This window comes from Curtobacterium sp. MCBA15_008, from assembly GCF_001865065.1.
In the GTDB taxonomy this organism is placed as follows: Bacteria; Actinomycetota; Actinomycetes; order Actinomycetales; family Microbacteriaceae; genus Curtobacterium.
Genome location: NZ_MJGN01000011.1, coordinates 46631 through 62288, shown reverse-complemented (window position 1 = coordinate 62288; position 15658 = coordinate 46631). Strand labels below are relative to the sequence as shown.

At 71.5% G+C, this 15658-nt stretch carries 17 protein-coding genes; 10 read left to right on the top strand and 7 right to left on the bottom strand.

The features are described 5' to 3' along the window. The first annotated feature begins 67 nt into the window (after positions 1-67). The 3 genes from BIU96_RS05525 to BIU96_RS05515 are packed head-to-tail and all read left to right on the top strand — an operon-like array spanning position 68 to position 3917. Complete coding sequence (locus BIU96_RS05525; protein WP_071291615.1) at positions 68-1459, top strand: MFS transporter; 1392 nt, start codon at positions 68-70, stop codon at positions 1457-1459. Next, positions 1456-3162, top strand: a complete 1707-nt coding sequence (locus BIU96_RS05520; RefSeq protein WP_071291614.1) for a dihydroxyacetone kinase family protein — start codon at positions 1456-1458, stop codon at positions 3160-3162. Before BIU96_RS05525 ends, BIU96_RS05520 begins: the two co-directional genes overlap by 4 nt. Then, a complete protein-coding gene (locus BIU96_RS05515; protein WP_071291613.1) occupies positions 3159-3917 on the top strand; it encodes a triose-phosphate isomerase family protein in 759 nt (252 codons plus the stop codon). Before BIU96_RS05520 ends, BIU96_RS05515 begins: the two co-directional genes overlap by 4 nt. Here the strand turns inward: BIU96_RS05515 and BIU96_RS05510 are convergent. Beyond that, on the bottom strand, positions 3910-4752 hold the full coding sequence (locus BIU96_RS05510; RefSeq protein ID WP_071291612.1) for an SDR family oxidoreductase: 843 nt from the start codon (positions 4750-4752) through the stop codon (positions 3910-3912). The genes BIU96_RS05515 and BIU96_RS05510 overlap by 8 nt on opposite strands. 79 nt (positions 4753-4831) lie before the next feature. On the opposite strand from BIU96_RS05510, the gene BIU96_RS05505 reads away from it, so the two are divergent. Further along, positions 4832-5569, top strand: coding sequence for a TetR/AcrR family transcriptional regulator (locus BIU96_RS05505; RefSeq protein ID WP_071291611.1), 738 nt, complete (start codon positions 4832-4834; stop codon positions 5567-5569). Between the two features lie 11 nt (positions 5570-5580). Here BIU96_RS05505 and BIU96_RS05500 read toward each other — a convergent pair whose 3' ends face one another. The 4 genes from BIU96_RS05500 to BIU96_RS05485 all read right to left on the bottom strand — a co-directional run bounded on the left by BIU96_RS05500 (position 5581) and on the right by BIU96_RS05485 (position 9703). Beyond that, positions 5581-6255: a response regulator transcription factor gene (locus BIU96_RS05500; RefSeq protein ID WP_071291610.1), complete on the bottom strand. Its 675-nt coding sequence runs from the start codon at positions 6253-6255 to the stop codon at positions 5581-5583. Continuing rightward, complete coding sequence (locus BIU96_RS05495; protein WP_175477465.1) at positions 6252-7478, bottom strand: sensor histidine kinase; 1227 nt, start codon at positions 7476-7478, stop codon at positions 6252-6254. Before BIU96_RS05495 ends, BIU96_RS05500 begins: the two co-directional genes overlap by 4 nt. 273 nt (positions 7479-7751) lie before the next feature. Beyond that, positions 7752-8435, bottom strand: a complete 684-nt coding sequence (locus BIU96_RS05490) for an SDR family NAD(P)-dependent oxidoreductase (protein WP_071291609.1) — start codon at positions 8433-8435, stop codon at positions 7752-7754. Positions 8436-8557: 122 nt separating this feature from the next. After that, complete coding sequence (locus BIU96_RS05485) at positions 8558-9703, bottom strand: hypothetical protein (protein ID WP_071291608.1); 1146 nt, start codon at positions 9701-9703, stop codon at positions 8558-8560. A 276-nt stretch (positions 9704-9979) separates the two neighbouring features. Between BIU96_RS05485 and BIU96_RS05480 the strand changes: the two genes are divergently transcribed. Both BIU96_RS05480 and BIU96_RS05475 read left to right on the top strand, forming a co-directional pair. Further along, a complete protein-coding gene (locus tag BIU96_RS05480; protein ID WP_071291607.1) occupies positions 9980-10813 on the top strand; it encodes an SDR family oxidoreductase in 834 nt (277 codons plus the stop codon). A gap of 31 nt (positions 10814-10844) precedes the next feature. Further along, positions 10845-11726: a manganese catalase family protein gene (locus tag BIU96_RS05475; RefSeq protein ID WP_071291606.1), complete on the top strand. Its 882-nt coding sequence runs from the start codon at positions 10845-10847 to the stop codon at positions 11724-11726. A 60-nt stretch (positions 11727-11786) separates the two neighbouring features. On the opposite strand, the gene BIU96_RS05470 is transcribed toward BIU96_RS05475, so the two are convergent. Together BIU96_RS05470 and BIU96_RS05465 are read right to left on the bottom strand one after the other, a co-directional pair. Then, complete coding sequence (locus tag BIU96_RS05470) at positions 11787-12086, bottom strand: hypothetical protein (protein WP_071291605.1); 300 nt, start codon at positions 12084-12086, stop codon at positions 11787-11789. Positions 12087-12091: 5 nt separating this feature from the next. Then, positions 12092-12532, bottom strand: coding sequence for an Hsp20/alpha crystallin family protein (locus tag BIU96_RS05465; RefSeq protein ID WP_071291604.1), 441 nt, complete (start codon positions 12530-12532; stop codon positions 12092-12094). 423 nt (positions 12533-12955) lie between these two features. Between BIU96_RS05465 and BIU96_RS05460 the strand changes: the two genes are divergently transcribed. The 4 genes from BIU96_RS05460 (at position 12956) to BIU96_RS05445 (ending at position 15593) form a co-directional block, all read left to right on the top strand. Beyond that, positions 12956-13930 carry a glycoside hydrolase family 6 protein gene (locus tag BIU96_RS05460; protein ID WP_071291603.1) on the top strand — a complete coding sequence of 325 codons (975 nt, stop codon included), beginning with the start codon at positions 12956-12958 and terminating at the stop codon, positions 13928-13930. A 154-nt stretch (positions 13931-14084) separates the two neighbouring features. Further along, positions 14085-14267, top strand: coding sequence for a hypothetical protein (locus BIU96_RS19730; RefSeq protein ID WP_071291602.1), 183 nt, complete (start codon positions 14085-14087; stop codon positions 14265-14267). 47 nt (positions 14268-14314) lie between these two features. After that, entirely contained in the window at positions 14315-14872 is a 558-nt protein-coding gene (locus tag BIU96_RS19725; protein ID WP_071291601.1) for a MarR family winged helix-turn-helix transcriptional regulator, read from the top strand. A 112-nt stretch (positions 14873-14984) separates the two neighbouring features. Beyond that, positions 14985-15593, top strand: coding sequence for a TetR/AcrR family transcriptional regulator (locus BIU96_RS05445; RefSeq protein ID WP_071291600.1), 609 nt, complete (start codon positions 14985-14987; stop codon positions 15591-15593). Positions 15594-15658 lie beyond the last annotated feature (65 nt).

Here is a 15658-nt window from a genome sequence, read left to right as displayed (position 1 = left end):
GTCCGGCCGGCCGACCAGCCGACGGACGCCCCTGCAACCGCACCGTGCTCGCAAAGGAGCGAACCCCGTGTCACTTCCCCCTGCACCAGCGCTCGGGTCGACGAACGACCCCGGCCTGAAGTCCGCCATCGGCAAGGCGACCAAGCACCTGATGCCGATGCTCGTCATCCTGTACTTCGTCGCCTTCCTCGACCGCACCAACGTCGGCTTCGCGGAGGAGGCGCTCAGCGTCGACCGCGGCATCTCCGACGCGGCCTTCGCGCTCGGCGCCGGCATCTTCTTCATCGGCTACGCGATCTTCGAGATCCCGTCGAACCTGCTGCTCAAGCGGTTCGGGGCGCGCTTCTGGCTCGCCCGCATCGCCGTCACGTGGGGCATCGTCGCCGCCCTGTTCGCCTTCACGACGAACGACACGATGTTCATTATCCTGCGGTTCATCCTCGGTGTGACCGAGGCGGGGCTGTTCCCGGGCGTGATCATGTACCTGTCCGAGTGGTTCCCGAACAAGGTCCGCGTGCGGATGTTCGCGATCTTCTACCTGGCGCAGCCGTTCTCGCAGATGATCGGCGCACCGCTGTCCGGCGGCCTCATCAGCTTCGGCGACCAGGCCACCCCGTTCCACGGCTGGCAGGTCATGTTCGCGGGGGAGGGCATCCTCGCCGTGCTGGCGGGCATCGCCGCGCTCGTGTTCCTGACGAACAGTCCACAGCAGGCGAAGTGGCTGGAGCCGGGGGAGAAGCAGTCCCTCACCGCGGCCATGGAGCGTGAGGACACGGCGCGCAGCGAGGACGGCCCGACGGGCATCTGGAAGGCGATGGCCAGCGGCCGCGTCTGGTACTTCACGATCATCTACTTCTGCCTGCAGGTCGCCGTGTACGGCACGACGTTCTACCTGCCGCAGCAGGTCTCCGCGCTGCTCGGGCAGGACGTCGGCTGGCAGGTCGGCCTCGTCGCGGCCATCCCGTGGCTCGTCGGTCTGGTGGCGTGCTACCTGGTCGGCTCGCGGGCGGACACCGTCGGTCGCCGTCGTCGCTGGGGCTCCATGTTCTACATCACCACCGGCCTGTCGATCCTCGGGTCGGCGTGGGCCGGCGCGAACGGGCAGCCGATCCTCGGCATCGTGTTCATCACCCTGGCCGTCGCGAGCTTCCTGGCCGTCGGCCCGATCACCTGGGCGTACCCGACGGCATTCCTCACGGGTGCCGCGGCGGCCGCGGGCATCGGCCTGATCAACTCGCTGGGCAACCTCGGCGGGTTCGTCGCACCGATCATGCGCACCGCCATCAACGAGGTCGTCCCCACGGAGAGCGGAGCGTTCGGCATCGTGTCGCTCGGGGTGCTGGCGTTCGTGGCCGCGGTGATGATCTTCTGCACGAAGTTCTTCCGCGGGGCGAAGGCGGACGAGCTGCTCGACACCTCGCACGTCGCCACTGCCGACCGGAAGGAGACGAGCCGATGACCCGACTGTTCAACGAACCCGCGGACTTCGCGGACGAGGCCACCGACGGCTTCGTCGCCGCCAACGAGCGGTGGGTGCGGAAGGTGCACGGTGGCGTCGCGCGGGCCACGACCAGCCCCGAGGGGACCGTCGCCGTGGTCATCGGCGGTGGCTCCGGCCACTACCCCGCGTTCGGCGGGCTCGTCGGGCCGGGCCTCGCCGCCGGCGCCGCGATGGGCAACCTGTTCGCCAGCCCGAGTGCCCAGCAGGTGGCCGGGGTGGCGCGGGCGGCCGAGCACGGCGGGGGCGTGCTGCTCAGCTACGGCAACTACGCGGGCGACGTGCTCAACTTCGACGCGGCAGCCCGGACGCTCGAGGCGGACGGCATCCCCGTCCGGACCGTGCGCGTGACGGACGACGTCGTCTCCGCGCCGGCCGACCGTGCGGACGAACGGCGCGGGATCGCGGGTGACCTCTGCGTCTTCAAGGTCGCCGGGGCCGCCGCCGAGCGTGGCGACGACCTCGAGGCGGTCACCGCGATCGCCGAGCGCGCGAACGACCGCACCCGGTCGTTCGGCGTCGCGTTCTCGGGCTGCTCGCTGCCGGGGGCCGACGAACCGCTGTTCGAGGTGCCGGAGGGCCGCATGGCCATCGGCATGGGCATCCACGGCGAACGCGGGATCGACGAGACCGACGTGCCGACGGCCGAGGGACTGGCCGAGCTGCTCGTCGGGAAGCTCCTCGACGAGCTCCCCGACGGCGTCTCGCTCGCCGACCAGAAGGTGGTCCCCATCCTCAACGGCCTCGGCAGCGTCAAGTACGAGGAGCTCTTCGTCGTCTACCGGTCGGTGCAGCGACTGCTCGCCGACGCGGGCGTGGTCATCGTCGAGCCCGAGGTCGGGGAACTCGTCACGAGCTTCGACATGGCCGGCGTCTCGCTGACGCTCTTCTGGCTCGACGACGAACTCGAGGAGCTGTGGGCAGCGCCCGCGGACACCCCGGCGTTCCGGAAGGGCGGTGCGATCGAGCAGGAGCGGGTCGACCCGTCCGTCGCCTCGGCCGACGAAGCTGCCGAGGCGATCGGCCCGGCCAGCGACGAGTCGCGAGCGGTCGCCGGACGCGTGGCGTCCGGCCTGGCAGCCGTCCGCGCCGTCATCGACGAGCACGCCGACGAACTCGGCCGGATCGACGCGATCGCCGGTGACGGCGACCACGGGATCGGCATGCAGCGCGGCGCGCACGCGGCCGACACCGCCGCTGCCGACGCCCTCGAGCACGGAGCCGGAGCAGGATCCGTCCTCCGGATCGCCGGTGACGCTTGGTCGGACAAGGCCGGTGGCACGTCCGGCGCGATCTGGGGAGCCGCCCTGGAGGCACTGGGTCGCGTCCTCGGCGACGAGTCGCGTCCGTCGTCGGCGCAGGTCGCGGACGCGGTGCACGCCGCCACCGACGCGGTCCTCGCCTTCGGTGCCGTCCCCGGCGACAAGACGATGGTCGACGCGCTCGTCCCGTTCGACGACGTGCTGCGCGAGCGGGTCGACGCCGGCTCCGCGCTCCCCGAGGCCTGGGCAGCGGCGGTCACCGCCGCCCGCGAGGCCGCCGACGGCACGGCCGCACTCATGCCGAAGAAGGGCCGCGCCCGCACGCACGCCGAGCAGGCCGTCGGCACGGCCGACCCGGGTGCGGTGTCGTTCGCGCTCATCGTGGAGGCGGTCGCGCGGTGATCACCGTCGGGGTGTCGCTCAAGATGTACTTCTCGCACGCCCGCACCCTGTCGTGGGCGGCGGCCGTCGGGGACATCGCCCGGCGACACCCCGCGGTGCGCTCCGGTGCGGCCGAGCTCTTCGTCATCCCGACGTTCCCCGCGCTCGTGCCCGTCCGGCAGGTCCTCGGCGACGCCCCGGTGCTGCTCGGCGCGCAGGACCTGGCGTGGGCCGACGAGGGGGCGTACACGGGCGAGGTGTCCGGCGCCGAGCTCCGCGAGATCGGGGTCGACCTGGTCGAGATCGGCCACGCCGAGCGGCGTTCCCTGTTCCACGAGACGGACGAGGACGTCGCGCGCAAGGTGCACGCGGCGTACCGCAACCACCTGCGTCCGCTGGTCTGCGTCGGCGAGGCGACCCGCGCCTCCAGGTCGGAGGCGATCGCGGACGTGACGGCGCAGCTCGACCGTGCCGTCTCGGTGGCGGTCGCCGCCGGGCAGGCCGGACCGCTCACCGTCGCGTACGAGCCGGTGTGGGCGATCGGCGCCCCGGCCCCGGCCCCCGACGACCACGTCGTCGAGGTGCTGGCCGGGCTGTCGGCGCACCTCGCGACGCGACCCGAGCTGGCCGGTTCGCGTGTCGTCTACGGGGGCAGTGCCGGTCCGGGACTGCTGACGCGTGGCCAGGGGCGGATCGGCGGGCTGTTCCTCGGCCGGTTCGCGCACGACCCGGCTGCCGTCGAGACGATCCTCGACGAGGTCGTGGACCTCAGCTGATCTGGTCCTGCACCGGGCGCGGTTCGCGACCGAGGATCTCCCCGAGCAGCGGGTCGGTCCCCGCGAACAGGCCCTGCGCCGCTGCCCGGTACATCCCGAGCAGGAACCCGGCCATGTGCGGGTCCTGACCGTGGGCGACGGCGCGGTCCAGCCATTCGTCCTCGCCGAGGACCTCGAACCCGACCGGTCGACCGCTGGCCGCGGAGGCGTACCCGGCCAGGTCGGCGAAGGTGGGTGCTGCGGACGCGGTGAGCGTGATCGGTCCGTCGAACGTGCGGTCGGCGAGCAGGATCCGCGCCGCTGCCTCGGCGACGTCCTCTCGAGCGGTCCACGACACGGGTCCGTCGGAGGGCACGGACACGAGACCGGTCTGCTGCCACGGACCCATCAGCCACGCGCTGCTGTGCGCGTAGAAGCCGTTCCGCAGGCTCGTCCACGGCAGCCCGGAGTCGTGGAGCAGGTCCTCGGTCGCGGCGTGGTCGGCGCCCGGACCGAACGGGGAGCCGTGGGCCGCGCCCTGGTGGCTCGTGTACAGGACGCGTCCGACGCCGGCGCTCACGGCGGCGTCGACGGCCGCGCGGTGCAGGGCGACCGCGTCGGCGCTCGGGTCGCTCGACGACACGAGGAGGAGCTGGTCGGCGCCGGCGAACGCCGCAGGGAGCGTGGCCGGTTCGGCGTAGTCGCCGTGGCGGACCTCCACCCCGCGGGCGGCGAACCGCTCGGCCTTCGCGGGGTCGCGGGCGACGACGGCGAGCTCGTGCGGGGCGAGGTGCTCGAGGAGGTGGTCGGTGGTGAGGCCGCCGAGTGCTCCCGTGGCTCCGGTGATGACGATCATGCTGACTCCGTATCGTTGGTAACGTTGTTGTGTTTACGACGGTAACACAGCGATAGCGCGGAGTTGTTATCGTTGTTCCGTGATCGAGCAGGGCACGCAGCGCGACGAGACCCGAGCGCGGATCGTCGAGGTCGCGGGCACGATGCTCCGCGAGCAGGGCGCCGCTGCCGTCACCACACGTGCGGTCGCTGACGGTGCCGGGGTCCAGGCGCCCACCATCTACCGGCTCTTCGGCGACAAGGACGGGCTGCTCGAGGCCGTCGCCGAGCACGCGATGACGACCTTCTCCGCCCAGAAAGCCGAGGCCGTCCGGGCGGCACGCATCGAGCACACCGACCCCGTCGAGGACTTCCGCACCGGGTGGGAGACGACGATCGCATTCGGTCTGGCGAACCCGGACCTGTTCGTCCTGCTCGCCGATCCCGAACGCGGACGTCGCTCGGCCGCCGCGCGAGCCGGCACGGCACTGCTGGCCGAACGGGTGCGGCGGGTCGCCGAGGCCGGTCGGCTCGCGGTGCCGGAGCGCCGCGCGGTCGACCTCGTGCACGCCGCCGGGACCGGCGCGGTGCTGGCGATCCTGGCGACTGCGCCGGAGGACCGCGATCCCGGACTGGCGGACGAGGCGTTCCAGGCGGTGCTCGGACGGATCCTGGTACCCGGGTCCGCCCCGGCCGGAGCGGGGGACGCGATCACGAGTGCGGCCATCACCCTCCGTGCTGCGGTGTCGGACCTCGATGCGTTGACCGTCGCCGAGCGGGCGATGCTCGCCGAGTGGCTCGACCGGGTGGCCGCAGGTTCGTCGGCAGCCGCGGGCTGAGGTCCGGCGGGTCAGGCCTCGCCGCGCGCCCCGGCCAGCCCGTGGTCGTGCGCGTACACGACGAGCTGCACCCGGTCCCGCAGGGCGAGCTTGCCGAGGATGCTCGAGATCTGCGTCTTCACCGTGGACTCGGTGACGAACTCCTTCGCCGCGATCTCGGCGTTCGACAGCCCGCGCGACGCCCAGCCGAACACGATGCGCTCCCGGTCGGTCAGCGCCTGGAACTCCGACGGCTGCGGCGAGGGAGCCCGCTCGACGTCCGCGCCGAACAGCTGTGACAGGTCGTTCGGCGCGATCACCGAGCTGCCCTCGTGCACGGCCCGGACGGCCGCGAACAGGAACGGCGGCGTCGTGTCCTTCAGCAGGAACCCGCTCGCGCCGAGGCGGATCGCCGTGGCCGCGGCCGGGTCGAGCCCGAAGGTGGTGAGGACGACCACGCGGGGGAGCGGACCGTCCACGGCGCCGGAGAAGAGCTGGCGGACGGTCTCGACACCGTCCATGCCGGCCATGCGCATGTCGAGCAGCATCACGTCCGGCCGGAGCTCGGGGATGAGCCCGAGCGCCTCGGCCCCGTCGGACGCCTCGCCCACGACGACCATGTCGTCCTGCGCGTCGAGCACGACGCGCAAGCCGGCGCGGAAGAGCGCCTGGTCGTCGGTCAGCAGGATGCGGATCGGATCGGTCATCGGATGGTCCCCCCATGGACGTCGAACGGGATGCGGGCGCGTGCGGCGAACACGGCGTCCAGGACGGCGGCGTCGAACGACCCGCCGAGCGTGGTGAGCCGGGACTGCATCCCGGTGAGTCCCCGGCCGGAGCCGCGCGTGCTCGGCACCGCGGCGGCCGAATCGACGACCTGGTTCTCGACCTCGAGCACGAGGTCGGCGCTCCGCCAGGTCTCGCGGACGACCACCGGGTGTCCCGGGGCGCCGTGCCGGAGCGCGTTCGTGAGCATCTCCTGCAGCACACGGCGTGCGGCGGTCCCGCTGTCCGGGCCGAGCGTCACGAGGGCACCGCGACGGCTGTGGTCGACGTCGACCCCGGCCTCGCGGATGCCCTGCACGATCTCGTCGAGCGACCCCGGGTCGGTGTCCGTGCCGGAGCCGTCGATGTGCCCGAGGACCTGTCGGACCTCGACGAGGGAGCTCCGGGCGGTGCTGGCGATCGTCGCGCTGACCTCGCGGATGCGGGCCTCGTCGTCGAGGAACGGCACCGAGTCGGCCTGCGCGATGATCACGGCGAGGGAGTGCCCGACGACGTCGTGGACGTCCCGCGCGATGTCCGCCCGGATGCGCTCCGACTCGGCCTCGTCGATCGCGCGGGTGGCGGTGGCGGCGGCCTCGGTCGCGACGGCCTCGGCGCGGAACGCTGCGGCTTCGGCATCGGCACGCCGTTCGGACTCACGGTCGCGGGACCGGAAGGCCCGCAGGGCGATCCCGCCGGCCCAGACGCCGAGGAGCGCCGTGACGGGTGCGGCCATCGCGAGGAACGCCTGGTCGCGCGGCCCGTTGATGAGGAGCAGGAAGCGGAAGCCGGTCGACGCGAGGTACACCGTCGCGCTCACGCCGGCGACGAACGCCAGGACGCCGGACGCCACGACCTCGCCGCGGCTCCCGACGACGGCCGTCGTGCCGATCACCACGAACATCGCCAGGTCCACGAGCGACGGGCGTTCCCCGCCACCGACCTGCACGACCCCGAGCACGACGATCATCGCCATCGCCGCGGTCGGCGAGACCCGCCGTAGCGCGATCGCGACGGCCGCCGCGAGGACCGCGAGGAGGCTCGCGTGCTGCAGCTCGAGGTCGATCGGCAGCAGGAAGACGAGCGCAGCGAGCGCCGCCCAGGCCACGTCGACGACGATCGATCGGGTGGCGAGCGGCCGGATGAACGTGCGCCGGTCCGTCACGGCTCGATCATCGCACGAGGGCGCGGAACGGCGGTCACGGCATCGGCGACATCGCGACGAGGGCGACGGCGGTGACGACGACGATCGCCGCGCAGAGCAGCAGGGTGGCGATCGTGTGCTTGGTCGAGGTCTCCATGACACCAGCATCGACAACCGCGGGCGCCGCCACATCGGACCAGCGGGCGAAGGGCTTCATCCCACCGGGTGAAAGACCGTCGTGACCCGGTGGCGGCCTGGAGGCGCGGGGCGGGCCCGCCACGCGCCTCCAGTCCGTCAGATCGTCAGTTGGCCGAGCACCCGGTGCGCGATCGAGATCGACTCGCCCGACACCGCGGACAGCGGCGAGGCGAGGAACGCGACCAGGTCCGCGATCTGCTGCGGGCTGGACTCGCCGCCCGAACCGCGCTGCACCTCGGCGGCGGGGGTGTCCGTGACCGTCCCCGGGTTGACGACGTTCACCGTGACGCCGGAGCCAGCGAGCTCGTCGGCGAGGTTCTTCGCGATGACGCTCACCGCGGTGTTCCGCAGCGAGGCGGTGATGTTGCCGGAGAGGTAGGCGTTCTGCCCGCTCACGACGACGACGCGGCCGTGGCTGGCCTCGCGCTGTGCCGGTAGGACGGCGTTCGCGACGCGGAGGAACCCGAGCGCCTTGCCGTCGATCGCCGACAGCACCTGCTCCGGGTCGGACTTCCGCGCGGGGTCGAGCGTGCCGGCGCTCGGCGCGGCGGTCACGACGAGCACGTCGATGCGACCGTGCTGCTCGAGCACCCGGGCGACACCGGCTTCGACCGATGCCTGGTCCGCGGTGTCCATGGTGACGCCGTCGGCGGCGTCCGCGCTGCGGGAGGCGACGACGACGGTCGCCCCCTCGGCGCGGAGTCGATCGGCGACGGCTGCGCCGATGTACCCCTTCCCTCCGACGACGAGCGCGACACGGTTCTTGAGTTCGAGGTCCACGCGTCCACGCTATGCCGGTCGTGGTTCGTGCGTCCGGGGCGGTGGCAGGACCCGCCGCGGACGCACGACCGCCCCGGACGCGTGATGCGGCCGGGGCGGTGCAGTGCGGTGCGGGGGCGGTGTCAGCCGACCTTGGTCCAGGTACCGCAGTAGCTGGTCTCGAACGCGTAGACGGAGCTCGAGATCGTCACCGTGGTCGAGCCACGCCCGTCGATGTAGTCGTTGGCGATGACGTCCTCGAAACCGCCGTAGCCGGAGGCGCGGGTCTCCCAGTAGCAACCGTCGGTGAACGAGGTCCGCCAGGTGCCCGGGGCGATCTGCTGGCCGACCTTGTAGACGCCGCTGGCCGGGATCTTCGACAGTCGCGGTCCAGCCCCGGAGATCGGGTACCAGGAGCCGCAGTCGCTGAACTCCACGTACTTGTCGCCCGGGGAGATCGAGATGATGCGCTGTCCGCTGCCGAGATCGTTCGCGCGGATCTCGTCGAAGCTGCCGCTCGCGCCGCTGAGGCGCGCCCAGTAGCACCCGTTCGTCGAGCCGGAGTAGTAGGTACCGGGCTTGATCTTCGATCCGACGGCGAACGTCCCGTTGCCGGAGAACGCGGCGGCCACGCCGGCGATCTTGCCGGTGACCGCGGTCCGTGCGCTGCCGTCCGCGTAGCCCGCCTTCGACACGATGACCCGCGCCGCGATCGTCGTGCCGCGATCCGAGCTGGTCAGGACGTACGTGTTCTTGGTCTTGCCGGACACGATCGAGCCGTTCCGGAGCCACTGGTACCGGACCGAGAGCCCGGTCACGTTCCAGGTGCCGTTCGTGGTCGACAGCGTGCCCCCGACCCGGGCGGAGCCGTGCAGCGCCGGCGCGACGGTGGCCTTGGGGGCGTCGGCGGGTGCGACGACTCCGAGGTCCTTCGTCCGGGTGGCCTGGGTGTACCCGTTCTTCGCCCCGATGATCATCAGGGAGAGCCGGTGGCCACGGTCCGCGGCGGCCGGGGTGTAGACCGACTTCGTCGCACCGCTGATGCTCTTGCCGTCCCGGAGCCACCGGTAGCCCTTGGCCGTGGGAGTGGGCTTCCAGGTGGGGAAGACCGCCGTGACCTTGCTGCCGACCTTGATCGCACCCGTGGCGCGGGGGGCCTGGGTCGTGAAGGTCGCGGCGGCGTTGGCCGGTGCGCTGGTCGCGAGGACCGAGGCGGCGGCGACCGCGAGGGCTGCCAGGGGGAGGAGGAACCGCCTGCGCTGGGCGCGGGCTCGTTCGGGTCGGGCCATGGATCGTCCGTTCTCGCTGCTGTCGTCTGTGACGCCTCGGGGCGCCGGGAGCACTGTACGAGAGGAGGACTCACCTTATGAAGCCCCTGAACGGGAGGTGTCCGCAGCCTGCGGTTTCCCGCAGACCATTGCGGTGCGTGCCGACTGTCCGGCACCTGGTCCGCACCGCGTGATCCGGCCACGGTGACCGCGTCATTCGTCCAGTCCGGACGGGCACTCAGAGCCGCGCGCCGACCATCGCCCCTGCACGTCGAGAACCGCCACGAAGGGAGCGACATGACGGACCAGCAGCAGCCACCGGGGAGCGACCAGGAACTGACGCCGAAGGCCGACCACGGTGAGGAGTCGTACCGGGGTTCCGGCAAGCTGACCGGCAAGCGGGCCGTCATCACCGGCGGCGACAGCGGGATCGGCAAGGCCGTCGCGATCGCCTTCGCCCGCGAGGGTGCCGACGTCCTCATCAGCTACCTGCCCGACGAGGAAGCGGACGCGCAGGACACGAAGCGGTGGGTCGAGGAAGCCGGTCGGAAGGCGGTCCTGTTCCCCGGGGACCTCAGCGACCCCGCGTACTGCCGGTCCGTGATCGACCGGGCGGTCTCCGAACTCGGCGGCATCGACGTCCTGGTCAACAACGCGGCGTTCCAGATGACGCACGAGACGCTCGAGGAGATCAGCGACGAGGAGTGGGACCACACCCTCGCGACGAACCTCAGCGCGTACTTCCACCTCGTCAAGGCAGCGCTGCCGCACCTCGGCCCGGGCTCGTCGATCATCGGCTCCAGTTCGGTGAACTCCGACAACCCGAAGCCGACCCTGGCGCCGTACGACGTCACGAAGGCCGGCGTCGCGAACCTGTCGGCAGCGCTCGCACAGATGCTCGGCGAGCGCGGCATCCGCGTCAACAGCGTGGCACCGGGGCCGATCTGGACGCCGCTCATCCCGTCGACGATGCCGGCGGAACAGGTCGAGGAGTTCGGCAAGCAGTCGCCCCTCGGTCGACCCGGCCAGCCCGCCGAGCTCGCGCCGGTCTACGTCCTGCTCGCCAGCGACGACGGCAGCTACGTCTCGGGTGCTCGTGTCGCCGTGACCGGCGGCACCCCGATCCTCTGACCCGAAGACCGAACGAACGAAGGAGCACGATTTGTACTTCCACAAGCAGGAACTCCAGTTCAAGGCGACGCCCGAGAAGCCGGACGCCGTCTACGCCCGCAAGCTGCAGGAGGTGCTCGGCGGCCAGTACGGCGAGATCTCGGTCGCCATGCAGTACCAGTTCCAGGCGTGGAACATGCACATGCCCGGCAAGTACCGCGACCTGGTCTTCGGCATCGGTGCCGAGGAGATGGGGCACGTCGAGATGCTCGCGACGATGATCGCGCAGCTGCTCGAGAAGAGCCCCCTCGGGATCACCGAGGACGCCCTGCAGGACGACCCCACGGTCGCGGCGATCGTCGGCGGGACCGACGTCCAGCACGCCATCGTCGCCGGCGCCGGTGCGCGTCCCGTCGACAGCAACGGCAACCCGTGGCAGGGCTCGTACATCACCGCGAGCGGCAACCTGCTCGCCGACTTCACGGCCAACGAGAACGCCGAGATGCAGGGCCGCGTGCAGGCTGCACGGCTTTACCACATGACCGACGACAAGGGCGTCCGGGACCTGCTCGGCTTCCTCATCGCCCGGGACACCATGCACCAGAACATGTGGGCGTCCGCCGCTGCGGAGCTGCGCGAGAAGGGCGTCGAGGACTTCCCGGTGCCGAACAAGTTCCCGCAGTCGAAGGAGCACACGGAGTTCAGCTACCAGTACCTGAACTTCTCCGACGGCGCCGAGGCCGGAAACGGGCCCTGGGCGAGCGGCCCCTCGTTCGACGGCAAGGGCGAGTACTCGTACCACGACGGCCCCACCTCGTCGGTGCCGATGCCGCCGCCCACCCACCCGGACTCGCGCTTCTACGGCACGACCGAGCTGCCGAACATCGTCGAGAAGACGGCCGGCGAGGTGCAGGACAAGCTCAACAAGGAGTGACGACGAACGACGGCGGGCGGTCGGACCTCGATCCGCCCGCCCGCCGTCGCGGTGTCCGGGTCAGTGACTCCTGGCCGCGTCGTCCGCGGAGCCGTCCGGAGCGGTGAACAACCCCGAGTAGGCGCGCACCGCGGCCCAACCGGCCACGACGGCCACCGTGCCGACGACGCTCGCGGCCCACGGAAGGACGACGGAGTGGTCCCACGCCGCGGGCGCCGACACCCACACAAGGAAGCTGCCGGTCAGGCTGCCCGTCAGGCCGAGCAGCATCGCGACCGGTCGGTCCAGGCTCGTCAGGGTGAGGGCCACCGTCACGGCGAGGACCGCGGCGAGTGCGTTGAGGAACTCGAGCACCGACATCCCTCCTACTCTCCGGCGCTGCCCGCCCCGACGGCGAGCTGCTCGCGACCAGCGCCCACGGTGACCGCGATCTTGCGCGGCTTCGCGGACTCCTTGACCGGGATGGTGACGCTGAGCACCCCGTTGTCGTAGCCCGCCGTGATCCGCTCGGCGTCGAGTCCGTCGCCCAGCGTGAGCTGGCGGACGTACGTGCCCGGCTGCCGCTCCCTGGTGAGCCACTGCGAGCCCTCCGGAGCACCGAGGGTGCGCTCGGCACGGATGGTCAGGAGCGAGCCGTCCACGTCGATGTCGACCGAGCCCGGGTCGATGCCCGGCAGGTCGACGTCGAGGACGTAGTGGTCTCCGGTGCGGTACAGGTCCATCGGCATCGAGCGCGGCCCGGTGGCCCCGAGGAGGGAACCAGCGAGACGGTCGAGCTCGCGGAACGGGTCGAAGTTCATCGTCATCGGAATCAACTCCTTCGTATCTGCTGTTGAGTCCCCTCGACTCAACTTGCACATGTTCTAGCACTCGACCCTTGGGAGTGCCAAGTAGTTGCTCGGAAGACGCTCGGAACCGACGGGGCGGGGGTTCTCCACAGGCGATCCGGTCTCCGTCGCGACCACTGGTGGTACCGGCTGACTGACGCTGACATCCGTGGCGCGCAACTCCCCGAACAGATCGAGCACATCCGGCGCCCACCGCACTGGTAGTCTTCGTGGATACCGCTCGGCCCCTCTGGGGCCGAGTTTTCCTTTTCCGGAGCCGCCTGGCGACACCTGCGAACCTCCGTCGTGGCTGGGAAACGGTGACGGGCTCCGGGGAGCAGGAGGGACCCTCGACGGGTAGCACTCACCACGCTCGCCCACGGACCAGGAACCGAGGCCGCCATGTCGCACCTCCGCACCCGCCGCCCCGCCCTCGCACTGCCGATCGCCGTGCTGCTGGCCACCGTCGCCGTGACCGCCGTGGGGCCGGTGCCGTCCGCCAGCGCCCGCGGCTCCGACGTGTTCGTCGGCGGGCTGTACCGCCCCGCCGACACGACCGCGTCCCGGCAGGCGACGGCGCTCGCCGCGGCCGGCCGGACATCGGACGCAGCCGTCGCCCGGACGATCGCCGCCCGACCGTCGAGCGTCTGGCTCGGTGACCGACTGTCGCCCGCCGCCCTGCGGACCACCGTGCAGCGCCACCTCACCGCCGCGTCGGCTCAGGGCCGCACCCCGGTGTTCGTCACCTACGCCATCCCCGGGCGCGACTGCGGGAGCTTCTCCGCCGGGGGACTCACGCCGGGCGCGTACGGCACGTGGAACCGCGTGTTGGCCGAGACGCTCCGCGGACACCGTGCCGCCGTCATCGTGGAGCCGGACGCCCTCGCCCAGCTGTCGTCCTGCCCGGGTGCCGACGCGAACCAGCGGACCCAGCTCATCCGCACCGCGGTCCACGACCTCGCGTCGGCTGGCGCTGCGGTCTACGTCGACGCCGGCCACGAGAGCTGGATCGCGCCCGCGACGATGGCCCGGCTGTTGCGAGACGCCGGGGTCGCCGAGGCGCGGGGCTTCTCGCTCAACGTCTCCAACTCGTACGCGACGGCCGGGGAACGGGCATACGGCGAGCAGCTGCGGCGCCTGACCGGTGGGCACTTCGTGATCGACGTTTCACGGAACGGCCGGGGAGCGACGGGCGTCTGGTGCAACTCCCGGACCGCTGGGCTCGGGCAGGACCCCACGGTGGTGGACGACTCGACCGGCCTCGACGCGCTGCTCTGGGTGAAGCTGCCCGGCGAGAGCGACGGCACGTGCAACGGCGGACCGGCGGCCGGGCAGTGGTTCCCCGCCGCGGCCGCCTCGCTCCTCCGGAACCGCTGACGCCGATGACGACGAGCCCGGTAGTTCATGCACACGAACTGTTCGATGCGCGAACCGTACAGAACCGAAAAGGTTCGTTGCACTGATCGTTCACGTCGTGAAATAGTTCTGACCGTCCGCAGGGGACAGCACGACGCAGGAAGGCGGGATCGCAATGCACAGCACGTACACCGGGATGCCGCGCCAGGCACGGCTCGGCGGGACCCACACCCGCGTCGGCCTGACCGACCCCGCCGTCATCGACGCCTACATCGAACGACGCATCCAGGACCCGTCGCTCCTGTCGGGTCGTTCCGAGCCGTCCTACGCGGACTTCTTCAACGTGCCGGCTGCGTAAGACCGCGCCGCGCAGCACCTCCACCAGGCAGAGAGAACACCCGACACATGCCGTTGACCGTCGTCCGCCGTGAGCACATGCACCTCTACGCCCGGGAGCCCCGGTCGCGTGCCGCGAAGGTCGCCGTCGACGCCCTCCTCCGGCTGCAGCACGCCGAGGAGCAGCAGCTCGAACAGGCCCGATCCGAGAGCGGCCTGACGAAGAACGAGTTCCTCGCCGTCCGGTACATGCTCCAGGCCCACCGAGACGGCCGGGCGATGGGCCCGAAGGACCTCGCGGTCATGCTCAACGTGTCGAATGCCTCCGTGACGAAGATCGTCGACGGGCTGGCCGACAAGGGGTACCTGCGCCGTGTCCCGCACCCCACCGACCGCCGAGCGCAGGTCCTCGAGCCCACCGTCCAGGCAGCGCACAAGATCGACGCCTCGTACGCGCCCTTCCACGAAGCCGTCGTCGAGGTCATGGACCACCTGTCCACCGAGGAGAACGACGTCCTCGCCCGCTGCCTGGCGCAGATCACCGAGGCCCTCGTCGGCGGCGCCCCTGCCCCGGTCGACGAGTACGTGGTCGACCCGGACGGCGACGCGGAGCCCAACGACTCCTGAACCGGACGGTCGCCGAGCCTGGCGTCCCGTGGGCCGGACCGGTCCGCACCGGTCCCCACGTGCCTCCCGGAAAAAACCTTCCAGCGGTAACTTCCAGCGGTAGGTTGGGGGGATGACCCACCCGGCCGACGACGAAGCGGCCCCGCCGCGACGCGGCGGGTACCGCAAGGGTGCCGAGCGCCGGACGCAGATCCTCGACGAGATGATCCGGATGGTGGCCGACCACGGTGTGGACGCGTCGTCGTTGCGATCCGTCGCCGATGCGCTGGGCATCACCCACGCGGCGCTGCGCCACTACTTCCCGAACCGCGACGAACTCCTGCTCGCCGTGTACCGCGAGCACGAGGTACGCGAGCAGGGGGCACCCGACCGGATGAAGTCCGCGATCGGGGACATGCGTGAGAGTGCCTCGCGGAACCGCGAGGTCCCGGGGCTCGTGCAGCTCTACACGACCCTCGCGGCCGACGCCGTGCAGGAGGGCCACCCGGCGACCCGTGAGTTCATGCGGGAGCGGTTCACCCGGCTCCGGGCCGACCTGGCGGTGCTGATCGAGGCGGACCAGGCGGCGGGACGCATCCGGGCCGACCTGGACCCGGTCGACCTGGCGTCGCTGAGCATCGCCGCGTCGGACGGGTTGCAGGTGCAGTGGCTGCTCGACCCGGAGGCCGTCGACGGCGAGAAGGTCCTACGGCTGCTCGAGCAGATCGTGCCGCCGGCCTGATCCGCGTGCACGGGAACGGCCGGGTCCCGATCGGGACCCGGCCGTTCCGGTACGCGGCGCGTGAC

What these genes read in the sequence shown, in the direction of transcription:
- BIU96_RS05460 (WP_071291603.1), top strand. Translation starts at nt 12,956, where the DNA reads ATGTCGCACCTCCGCACCCGCCGCCCCGCCCTCGCACTGCCGATCGCC.
- BIU96_RS05465 (WP_071291604.1), bottom strand. Translation starts at nt 12,532, where the DNA reads ATGACGATGAACTTCGACCCGTTCCGCGAGCTCGACCGTCTCGCTGGT.
- BIU96_RS05510 (WP_071291612.1), bottom strand. Translation starts at nt 4,752, where the DNA reads ATGATCGTCATCACCGGAGCCACGGGAGCACTCGGCGGCCTCACCACC.
- BIU96_RS05500 (WP_071291610.1), bottom strand. Translation starts at nt 6,255, where the DNA reads ATGACCGATCCGATCCGCATCCTGCTGACCGACGACCAGGCGCTCTTC.
- BIU96_RS05445 (WP_071291600.1), top strand. Translation starts at nt 14,985, where the DNA reads ATGACCCACCCGGCCGACGACGAAGCGGCCCCGCCGCGACGCGGCGGG.
- BIU96_RS19730 (WP_071291602.1), top strand. Translation starts at nt 14,085, where the DNA reads ATGCACAGCACGTACACCGGGATGCCGCGCCAGGCACGGCTCGGCGGG.
- BIU96_RS05470 (WP_071291605.1), bottom strand. Translation starts at nt 12,086, where the DNA reads ATGTCGGTGCTCGAGTTCCTCAACGCACTCGCCGCGGTCCTCGCCGTG.
- BIU96_RS05480 (WP_071291607.1), top strand. Translation starts at nt 9,980, where the DNA reads ATGACGGACCAGCAGCAGCCACCGGGGAGCGACCAGGAACTGACGCCG.
- BIU96_RS05485 (WP_071291608.1), bottom strand. Translation starts at nt 9,703, where the DNA reads ATGGCCCGACCCGAACGAGCCCGCGCCCAGCGCAGGCGGTTCCTCCTC.
- BIU96_RS05520 (WP_071291614.1), top strand. Translation starts at nt 1,456, where the DNA reads ATGACCCGACTGTTCAACGAACCCGCGGACTTCGCGGACGAGGCCACC.
- BIU96_RS19725 (WP_071291601.1), top strand. Translation starts at nt 14,315, where the DNA reads ATGCCGTTGACCGTCGTCCGCCGTGAGCACATGCACCTCTACGCCCGG.